Origin of the sequence: Kluyvera intermedia, from assembly GCF_021440345.1 — a bacterium.
Taxonomy (GTDB): domain Bacteria; phylum Pseudomonadota; class Gammaproteobacteria; order Enterobacterales; family Enterobacteriaceae; genus Kluyvera; species Kluyvera intermedia_A.
The window spans coordinates 41,047-49,530 of sequence record NZ_JAKCNS010000008.1 but is presented as its reverse complement, the minus strand read 5'-3'; the positions used below and the strand labels follow the sequence as shown (position 1 = coordinate 49,530).

6 protein-coding genes are annotated in these 8,484 nt (G+C 54.4%); 2 read left to right on the top strand and 4 right to left on the bottom strand.

Annotation, left to right across the window (positions count from 1 at the left end):
* Nucleotides 1-197 precede the first annotated feature (197 nt).
* Entirely contained in the window at nt 198-1,778 is a 1,581-nt protein-coding gene (locus tag LZ634_RS02175; RefSeq protein ID WP_234502093.1) for a TerC family protein, read from the top strand.
* Between the two features lie 95 nt (nt 1,779-1,873).
* Here the strand turns inward: LZ634_RS02175 and asmA are convergent, their stop codons facing one another.
* The 3 genes from asmA to udk form a co-directional block, all read right to left on the bottom strand.
* Complete coding sequence (gene asmA / locus LZ634_RS02170) at nt 1,874-3,721, bottom strand: outer membrane assembly protein AsmA (RefSeq protein WP_234502092.1); 1,848 nt, start codon at nt 3,719-3,721, stop codon at nt 1,874-1,876.
* Nucleotides 3,722-3,750: 29 nt separating this feature from the next.
* Nucleotides 3,751-4,332, bottom strand: coding sequence for a dCTP deaminase (gene dcd, locus LZ634_RS02165; RefSeq protein ID WP_234502091.1), 582 nt, complete (start codon nt 4,330-4,332; stop codon nt 3,751-3,753).
* 78 nt (nt 4,333-4,410) lie between these two features.
* Complete coding sequence (gene udk, locus LZ634_RS02160) at nt 4,411-5,052, bottom strand: uridine kinase (protein ID WP_052285230.1); 642 nt, start codon at nt 5,050-5,052, stop codon at nt 4,411-4,413.
* 352 nt (nt 5,053-5,404) lie between these two features.
* On the opposite strand from udk, the gene LZ634_RS02155 reads away from it, so the two are divergent.
* A complete protein-coding gene (locus LZ634_RS02155; RefSeq protein ID WP_234502090.1) occupies nt 5,405-7,675 on the top strand; it encodes a PAS domain S-box protein in 2,271 nt (756 codons plus the stop codon).
* On the opposite strand, the gene alkA is transcribed toward LZ634_RS02155, so the two are convergent.
* Entirely contained in the window at nt 7,612-8,469 is an 858-nt protein-coding gene (gene alkA / locus LZ634_RS02150) for a DNA-3-methyladenine glycosylase 2 (RefSeq protein ID WP_234502089.1), read from the bottom strand. The two genes, LZ634_RS02155 and alkA, sit on opposite strands and share 64 nt — an antisense overlap.
* Nucleotides 8,470-8,484: the final 15 nt, after the last annotated feature.

Genomic DNA, 8,484 nt, shown 5'->3' with positions numbered 1-8,484 from the left:
AGGAATTTCTTTATATTGACAAATTAACCAATTAGATATTTTTATTTTAATAATAAATATATATCACACTTCCAACATGGTTATTATTCAACAAATTCCCATAATTTTTATCCGGAGAATTCACCCGCAGACATTGCATTTTCCCGCGCATTTATCCATGATCAATTTGTCTTGTAACATAAGGTTTTAACCAACGTATGGAATGGATTGCCGATCCGTCTATTTGGGCGGGACTCGTGACGCTGGTCGTCATCGAGCTGGTTCTCGGAATTGATAATTTGGTGTTTATCGCCATCCTGGCTGAAAAGCTGCCGCCAGCCCAACGCGACCGAGCGCGCGTCACCGGGTTGATACTGGCGATGCTAATGCGTCTGCTGCTGCTGGCCTCTATCTCGTGGCTGGTCACGCTGACGAAGCCGCTGTTTAGCATCCGCGATTTTACCTTCAGCGCCCGCGACCTGATAATGCTGGTCGGTGGCTTCTTCTTGCTGTTTAAGGCCACGGTGGAGCTCAACGAGCGGCTGGAGGGCAAAGACAGCGATAATCCAACGCAACGGCGCGGAGCCCGCTTCTGGCCGGTGGTGACGCAAATTGTGGTGCTGGATGCGGTCTTCTCATTAGACTCGGTGATTACCGCCGTCGGGATGGTAGATCATCTGGCGGTGATGATGGCAGCGGTTATTATCGCTATTAGCCTGATGCTGCTGGCCAGCAAAGCGCTTACCCGCTTTGTGAACAGCCACCCGACCATCGTTATTTTGTGCCTTAGCTTCCTGCTGATGATTGGTTTTAGCCTGGTGGCCGAAGGCTTTGGCGTGATTATTCCGAAAGGTTATCTGTACGCCGCCATTGGTTTCTCGGTGATGATCGAGTCCCTTAATCAACTGGCCATCTTCAATCGCCGCCGTTTCCTGACCGCTAACCAGTCGCTGCGAAGCCGCACTACCGACGCGGTGATGCGTCTGCTAAGCGGTAATAAGGAAGATGCCGAGCTGGACGCTGGAACGGCTTCGCTACTGGTTGATCACGACAATCAGCAAATTTTCGACCCGCAGGAGCGGCGAATGATTGAGCGCGTGCTCAATCTCAATCAGCGTACGGTCAGTAGTATTATGACCTCGCGCCACGATATTGAGCATATCGATCTGAGCGCGCCGGAAAGCGAAGTGCGGGCGCTGCTGGAGAAAAACCAGCACACGCGCCTTGTCGTCACCGGCGGCGATGATGAAGAAGATCTGCTTGGCGTGGTGCACGTTATCGACCTGCTGCAACAATCCCTGCGCGGAGAGCCGCTGAACCTACGCGTGTTAATCCGCCAGCCGCTGGTCTTCCCGGAAGCGCTGCCGCTGCTGTCGGCGCTGGAACAGTTCCGCAACGCGCGTACCCACTTTGCCTTCGTGGTGGATGAATTTGGTTCTGTTGAAGGGGTAGTGACGTTAAGTGACGTGACGGAAACCATCGCCGGTAACCTGCCAAACGAGGCTGAGGAAATTGACGCTCGCCATGATATTGCGCGCAATGCGGATGGCAGCTGGACCGCGAACGGTCATATGCCGCTGGAAGACTTAGTGCAATATATCCCGCTGCCGCTGGACGAGAAGCGCGAGTACCACACCATCGCCGGGCTGTTGATGGAACATCTGCAGCGCGTGCCAAAAGCTGGCGAAGAGGTGCAGATAGGTCCGTGGACGTTGAAAACCTTGCAGGTTGAAAGTCACCGGGTGCAGAAAGTGCAGATTATCCCGCCACCGCAGGATGAGCTGGATTACGAAGTGTAGTCAAAATGAGAGTCCCGGCGGGTTTAACCTGACCGGGAGACAAGAGTAAAAAAACCGGCAAGCCTGAGCGTTGCCGGTTCTTTTTTACTGATTATTTACTGTTTATCGAGCAATTGCTTCACATCTTTGCCCGACTGCGTGTTCTTATTACGCTCGGCCCAATCGTTCAATCGACGCTTCGCCTCACCTTGCAGATGACGACGTAGCACCTGGTCAACCTGCAGACTGTAGTTCAGCTCGTTCCATTTGCCGTAAACCCGCAGCGGAATCGCAGTGGTTTTCAGGATATCCACCAGCTTGCTTTGGCCCTGCCAGCCGCCGGTCACCTGGATGGCAAACTGCAGATCGCCCTCTTCTTTGACCAGGTCCAGCGAACCTTTGCCGGTCAGCGCCATCAACGAAGAGAGCCCGGCCATATTGCTGAAGGTCATGATGCCGCTATCAAGATCAATATCCGCCGCAAACTGATCCAACCGCGTGGCGCTGTCGTAGTTATCCTGACCGCGAATATCGGTACTACGTTCAACCGCCTGCTGCACCAGTTGCTGGAAGTTCAACCCTTCGGTACGGGTGTCCTTCATCTCAATATGCGCCTGCCCCTGCCAGTCGCGACGGAAATGCTCGGCATCAATCATCGAGCCAGAGAAATCTCCTGCCAGTGAAATAAGCCCCGTCATGTCGATGGGATAGTTAAAGGCTTTTAACAGGCTGCCAATCTGGATATTGTCGAGCTTAGGCTGAAACTCTGCAACCGGAGCGCCGCTGCGGGCATCCAGCGTGCCGGGTAACGAAAGCTGACCACCATCCAGCGTTCCACCCAGCTGCGAGATACGAAGCAAACCCCGCTGATTCTCGGCCTGTACGCTGACGTTGGCAAACGACATACCGCGCCAGATAACCGTTTTAGCCATCATCGCCAGCGTACCGTTGAAACCGGCTAGCCCGCTATAGGGGACCACATTGATACTGCTGGCAATCACTGGACGCGGGCGCGATTGCGCGGCCTGGGCTTTTTGCGCCTCGCCGTCGCTATTCGCAATCGGCGAATGCAGCAACAGGTTATCGAGATTTAGCTTGTCGGACTGAAGATTCAGTGCCCATACCGGAACATCGCCCAGCACCACACTGCCGTCACCGGTGAGTACGCTATCGTTGGCGGTTAGATTGAGTACGCTAAAGCTAAGCTTTTTAGCCTCTTCTTGCCAGCCAGCGTTCAGGCTACCGCTACCGGAGATGCCCTGCGCGGGAAGATCCGCGCCCTGTAGCTGCCAGCTAAGCTGCGACAGCTGTGCATCCAGACGACGAGGATAGTCCCCGGCCTGCACCTGGGCGGAAAAACTGAGCGTTAAATCGCGTTGGTCGCGGTTAACGCGCCCGGAGAAATCGACGGATGCCTGATGATTGGCATCCTGATCCATCTGCAGATGAATATCACGAATGGTGAGCTGCTCATCGCCTTCGTGCTGGAACACCAGCACGCTATCGACAACCTGCAGCCCGGCGATATCAAACGACCATCCGCGATCGCCTGGCTCCTGCGGCAACGAAGTGCCTTTCGGCGCAACCGGCGCATTCTCGGAGCGAGAGGCTTCGGTTTGCGGCGTTAGCTGCACTACCGCGCCTTTCAGCATCACCTGCTTCACCTGCAGCTGATGCGAGAGCAACGGCAGCAGCGCAACGTCGAGACGCATGTTGTCAGCCCGGACCAACGGCGCGCTGGCACCCGGCGCGGTTAACGTCATCCGCCCGGACAGAATGCTCAACCGTGGCCAGACATGCCAGCGAAGAGAGCCATCAAGCTGAAGCTGATATCCAGTACGGCTTTCGACCTGCTTCACCATATAACTGCGGAAATCGTTCGGATTCACCAGCAGCACCAACGATGAAAGACCGGCAATCAGCACTACCAGCAGAATCATCAGCGTCGTCAATATTCGTCTCATGGCACCCTCATCAGGTTTGCGACGGAAGGTCAGTCTTTATCAATACGACTGGCAACCGCACCCTGCTGATCGCGATATTTCGCATCTTCACGACGGTTATAGGGACGCGCGGCCGGGCCTGAAAGCGGCTCAAAACTTAGTGCGCCAATCAGCATGCCCGGACGCAGCGCCAGCGGCAGCTTGCCGGAGTTGTAGAACTCAAGCACGATGCAACCCGACCAGCCTGGGTCGATACGGTGCGCCGTCACGTGAACCATCAGCCCCAGACGCGCCAATGAAGAACGCCCATCGAGCCAGCCCACTAAATCTGCCGGTAGCGTAACGGATTCCAGCGTCACCGCCAGCGCCAGTTCCCCCGGATGCAGGTAGAACGCGTCGCCTTCCGGCAGCACGATTTCATCGCTCATTACCCGATCCAGCGCCGCGCTAACTTCAGCTTTCGGCCCGCTTAAATCGATATAGGCCGCCGTATGACCGCTAAAGGTGCGAAATTTATTGCCTAAACGCACGTCAACCGTTGCGCCATTGATACGCTCAACGGGCGGGCGCGGATTGATCGACAGTCGCCCTTCGTCCAGCCAGGCTTCTATATCTCGGTCACACAGACGCATATCATTCTCCTGTTTTACTACCTGCCCTCTTCCGGCATGGTTAAGGGCTTTTAAGGCACGTTACACAATTCACGTGACTTATTCAAAAAACTGACTAATTTTCGCTTTCAGAATATCGATGGCGATGCGGTTTTTACCGCCGCGCGGCACGATGATATCGGCGTACTGCTTGGAAGGTTCAATAAACTGCAGGAACATTGGGCGTACCGTTTTCTGATACTGCGCCATCACCGAGTCCATCGAGCGACCGCGTTCGTTGACATCCCGCTTGATACGACGCATCAGGCAGATATCGAGCGGCGTATCGACAAAGATAGAGAAATTCATCTCATCGCGCAGGCGCGCGTCGGTCAGCAGCAGGATACCTTCAAGAATAATCACTTTTTTCGGTTCGATATGAATCGTTTCCTGCTTACGGGTATGCTCGACATAGCTGTAAACCGGTAACTCAATAGGATTGCCGCGCTTGAGGGTCTGCAGATGCTGGAACAACAGGCTGTGATCCATCGCGTTTGGATGGTCATAGTTGGTTTTAACCCGATCTTCCATAGACAGGTGACTTTGGTCTTTATAATAGCTATCTTCAGGAATAACACCGATATGCTCATCGCCCACCTGTTCGCGCAACTCGCGATACAGCGTACTAGCAATAAGACTTTTACCTGAAGCCGATGCGCCGGCGATACCTACAATGACGCACTGATGAGACTTATCAGTCATAAATTTTGCGACCCGATTAACCTGGATGAAAGGAAGGACGGCGCGAATAGAGATGACTATTCAACAAAGGGGTGCTGCGAATAATCCCGCGTATTAGCGCCAAACGCGGCAATTATAGGGATTTCAAGGCAACGATACCAGTCGTATACACCGATCTGCGGCGACAAAAGGTAGCCAGCACCGAGGATTGTTTCTGGCTTAAGCCATTCTTCATCAATGGAATATTACAAATCGCACTATTCGACGATTATTGTCAATTAGTGTCGTAGATCCGATAAACAGCGCCAAAGATGATGCATAATCGGGGTTAATCTCGGTATGGCCGGAGAGAATATCTCCGGAAAATGTGGTAATGAAGAAAGAAAACCAGCGTATTTCCCTTATCCCAACATCATCACTTCACTCGACGCAGATACTCTTCGGTCTGGGAATCGCGACCTTCCTGTTTACGCTTTTCTCATTCACGCTGCTACACAAACCCAGCGATCTTTCTCCGGTCTGGTTTCCGACGGCAATCATGACGGCGGCCTTTTATCGCTTCAACGTGAAGCTGTGGCCTGGCATCGCCCTTGCCGGCATTCTGGGGCTTATAGCCGCCACCTGGTTGTACTCATTTTCAACGGTGACCCTGTGGTATCCGCTTATCGATGTGCTGGAAGCGCTGGTTGGCGCGCTGTTGCTGCGCCGCTGGCTGGTATTTGATAATCCGCTGAGAAACCTACGTGACTGGACACGCATGGCAATTGCCTGCGCGCTGGTGCCACCGCTACTGGGCGGCATATTGATTGGCGGTTTGATCCCGGGTGAGAATACGCTGCAAACGCTGCTCACCTGGATAGTTGCCGAAGCGACAGGCGCACTGGCCCTCGTACCGCTAGGACTGCTCCTTAATGCACAGTTCTTCCAAAGCTACCGCAACACCCGACAGCTTATTTCAACCCTGGCGACCACGCTGATTACCCTGACGCTGAGCCTGCTGTCGATTCTCTATTTGCCGTGGCCATTTACCTTCATTATGGTGCTGCTCATGTGGGCCGCCGTGCGCCTGCCACGCATAGAAGCCTTCCTTATTTTTCTGATAACCCTGATGGCGGTACTCACCTTAACTGCCCATCATCCGGTTGTTCAGCACATGATTGAGACCACGCTCAGTAGCTACCAACTCAACAACATGCCGGGGCTGCCGTTCCTGATGGTGCTCCTTCCTACCGGCGTCATGAGTATTGCCATGCACGCGGTGAACAGCGATCGGCGACACATTGCCGAGAGCGAAATGCGTTTTCGCAACGCCATGGAATATTCCGCTATCGGCATGGCGGTGGTCGATACCTACGGGCAGTGGCTCCAGGTGAATAAGGCCCTGTGCCATTTCCTCGGTTATAGCCAGGAAGAGCTGCATCGCATGACCTTCCAGCAGGTGACCTGGCACGAGGATTTAGCCGAAGATCTGGCCCAGCTTGACCGGCTGGTGCGCGGTGAAATCAACAGTTACTCACTGGAAAAACGCTACTGCACGCGCGGGGGTGAGGTTGTGTGGGCGCTGCTGGCCGTCTCTCTGGTTCGTCACGATGACGGCACGCCGCTCTATTTCATTAAGCAAATTGAAGACATTAACTCTCTGAAAAAAAGCCGTGAAGCCAATAAACAATTGATGACGCGAATCACTCAAGCCAACGAAGCGCTATTCCAGGAAAAAGAACGGCTGCATATTACGCTGGACTCGATTCGTGAAGCGGTGATCAGTACCGATAATCAGCAAAAGATTATCTTTATGAATCCAGTGGCCGAAAAAATGAGCGGCTGGAAGCAAAACGAAGCCCAGGGCAAACCCCTTCTTGAGGTCTTGCGTATCACCTACGGCAGTGACGGCTTCACGCTCAATCAACTTAACGCCGAAGAGAAATCAAACGGCGAAGCCGAGCACGATAAAATCCTGCAAAACCGTTACGGCGGAAACTTCGATATTCATTACACCATGACGCCGTTGAACACGCAGGAAGGCGAACGTATCGGCTTTGTGCTGGTTATTCAGGATGTCACCGAGTCACGTAAGTTGCTACGTCAGTTAAGCTACAGCGCAACGCACGATGCGCTAACCGGTTTGCCAAACCGCTCCAGCTTCGAAAGTCAGTTAAAGGGGCTGCTGAAACTGCTGCCGGGCGGTCATCAGTCGCATGCGCTGGTGATGCTCGATCTCGATTTCTTTAAAGCGGTCAACGACAGCGCCGGTCACGCGGCGGGAGATGCGCTGCTGCACGAAATGGCGACCCTAATGCGCTCCATACTGCGGCCCAGCGATATTCTGGCGCGCCTGGGCGGCGATGAGTTCGGCTTTATCATTCGTCACTGCTCAACCGAACAGGCGCTGAGCGCCTGCGAGCGGGTGGTCGACGCCATCAACCATTACGAGTTTACCTGGGGCGGGCGCCTGCATCGAATTGGTGCCAGCGCCGGCTTGACGTTGATTCACGAACACAACGCCAGCCTCGCTGAAGCGCTGGTACAGGCCGACACGGCCTGCTATACCTCGAAAAATAATGGTCGCGGTATTGTGACGGTTTACACGCCAGCATCGCACTCCGGCGACCAGGTCTCTGAATACCAGATATGCAATAACGCGTAAGAACGCCAGGGCTGCCAGCGCTCAGCGTAGCGGCGTATCTGTGCGGGCGTCATGCCCGGGAAACGCTGTTTAATCAGGTAATCATCGGGCAGAAAAATATCCTTCGCCTGCCAGCCGCGCAGCGCGAAATAATTGGCCGTCCAGCGGCCGATTCCCGGATATTGCTGCAGCGCTTTGAGCGCCTGCTCAACGTCGTCCGGCTGCGTGGCGGCCAGTTCACCGTTCAACATCGCATGAGCAAAATGGATCAGCGACTCCGCGCGTTTTAGCGGCATTCCCAGCGTTTTCAATTCCGCCGGGTCCGCTGCCGCTAAGCGTTCCGCCGTTGGGAATAGCATGAACCCTTCGCCTTCCACCAGCGGTTCACCGTATCGGGCCACTACTTTTCCCGTTAGCCGCGCAGCCATCGCCACGCTCACCAGCTGTCCGAGAATAGCCCGCACGCCCTGCTCAAAAACATTGAGTGAGCCGGGCAGCCGCAGTCCTGGACGGGAAGCCGCCAGCGTGCCCAGTGCCTGCTGAATTGGCTGCGGACAGCAGGCTAAATCCAACAGCTTTATCACGCCTTCACGCGCCTGATTTTCCACCGGTAATAAACCTGGAGTCAGCTGGACGCGCAGCACCTGCCGCGTCTCATCTGGCGTCATGGTAATCAACCCGCAATGTGCCCCACTGCGCCAGCTGCGGATATAGCTACCGTCTTGAAAACGTTCGATACCGTTTACGGCACGCGCCTGTAAAAAATTGAACATCCAGTGCCAGTCGTACGGCGGGAGCCACGGCAGTTCAAACATCGTCAGTCCTTATAC